Source organism: Neisseria sp. P0009.S007 (genome assembly GCF_051962515.1).
The window spans coordinates 1-1,536 of the sequence record NZ_JBQCVF010000311.1; the positions used below are offsets into that span (position 1 = coordinate 1).

Genomic DNA, 1,536 nt, shown 5'->3' on the forward strand with positions numbered 1-1,536 from the left:
GCAACTCACGTGGTCACTTCGGTGCTACCGCAGCAGTTGGTTACCAATGGTAATCTGACTTTCAGACGGCCTGAAAAGGCCGTCTGAAAAGACGAAGCAAAGTAAATGCGGCCTATTTAGGCCGCATTTTTTTATGCTTAGATTATGTTTTGGGTTTATTCGATGAATTAATCGTGATAGTAGCTAAAGAGAAATGAATATATCTTTAGCAGTCTGTTGTAATTTAAAAGGCCGTCTGAAAATGGATGTTTCAGACGGCCTTTCATTTATTCGCACTATATGGCATTAGTCCCAAATATTTGCGCGTTCTACTTCTTTCCATGCGTCTAGAATCAGGCTGCCGTCGTTGTCTTTTAGCAAGGTGGCATCTGAGAGCATACGGCGCCAAGTGCGGGCATTTTTTAGGCCGTGCATTAAGCCTAGTGTATGGCGGACGATATGGCGCAGGATAGTGCCTCGTCCTAAGGCGATTTGTTCGCGACTGTATGCGTATAGCCAAGCCGCTAAATCTGCGTATTGGATTGGTGCGTGTGCGTCGTTGTAAAACAGTGTATCCCAATCGCGCATCAGCATTGGATTGTGATAAGCCTCGCGCCCGATCATGACACCATCGACAAATTTCAGATGTTCGGCGATTTCTTCATTGGTGGTGATGCCGCCGTTAATCAAAATTTCTAAGTTGGGAAATTCTTGTTTCAAACGGTACACGTATTCATATTTGAGTGGCGGGACTTCGCGGTTTTCTTTCGGGGATAAACCGTCCAACCAGGCATTACGCGCATGGACGATAAATGTGCGGCAGGCTGTTTTTTCGCGTAATGTTCCCACAAAATCTGCCACGACTTGATATTCTGTTTGTCTGTCTACACCGATGCGGTGTTTGACCGTCACCGGAATTTCAATTGCATCCTGCATCGCATTCAAACAATCTGCCACCAAATCTACATCATTCATCAGGCAGGCGCCGAAAGCACCTTTTTGAACACGTGGGCTGGGGCAACCGCAATTTAGGTTGACTTCATTATAGCCATACGCCTCAGCTGCTTTAGCGGCGATTGCCAAGTCATGCGGATCTGAACCGCCAAGCTGTAAAGCTACCGGCTGCTCGTCTTCGTTGAAACTTAAAAAACGGTCTTTATCTCCATGAACCACCGCGCCTGAATTGACCATTTCGCTATAAAGCCAAGCATTGCGCGTAATTTGTCGCGCCATAAAGCGATAGTGTCTGTCTGTCCAATCGAGCATGGGGGCAACAGACAAGCGGCGTGAAGGTAGGGAAGAAGCAGACATTGAGATGGCTTTCAAACAAAATAATGCATTATATAGTGTATCAAATTGACTTTCGATATTAGCAGTAAATCAAAATGGTATATAAGGTGTTGTAGCTGAGGCTAAATCCATTCATGGTGGTGGAAATCCAATATTCAGACGGCCAAATAAGTTTTAAAATACCAAACAGCAAACCATTAGAATGATAAGGAAAAAAACATGGCACAATTTTTCGCCATCCATCCCGATAATCCCCAAGACCGCCTC

2 protein-coding genes are annotated in these 1,536 nt (G+C 45.1%); both read right to left on the bottom strand.

Going from position 1 to position 1,536, the window contains the following annotated elements; genetic code table 11:
• Window positions 1–285: 285 nt before the first annotated feature.
• The gene (gene dusA, locus ACTHS3_RS12790) at window positions 286–1,290 is read right to left on the bottom strand and encodes a tRNA dihydrouridine(20/20a) synthase DusA (protein ID WP_070608615.1); all 1,005 of its coding nucleotides are present in this window, start codon (window positions 1,288–1,290) and stop codon (window positions 286–288) included.
• A gap of 58 nt (window positions 1,291–1,348) precedes the next feature.
• Window positions 1,349–1,536, bottom strand: a 188-nt coding sequence (locus ACTHS3_RS12795) for a hypothetical protein (RefSeq protein ID WP_440368110.1), incomplete at its 5' end; no start/stop codon positions are given.

Coding starts and splice junctions, on each gene's coding strand:
- dusA (WP_070608615.1), bottom strand. CDS start 1,290: ATGTCTGCTTCTTCCCTACCTTCACGCCGCTTGTCTGTTGCCCCCATG.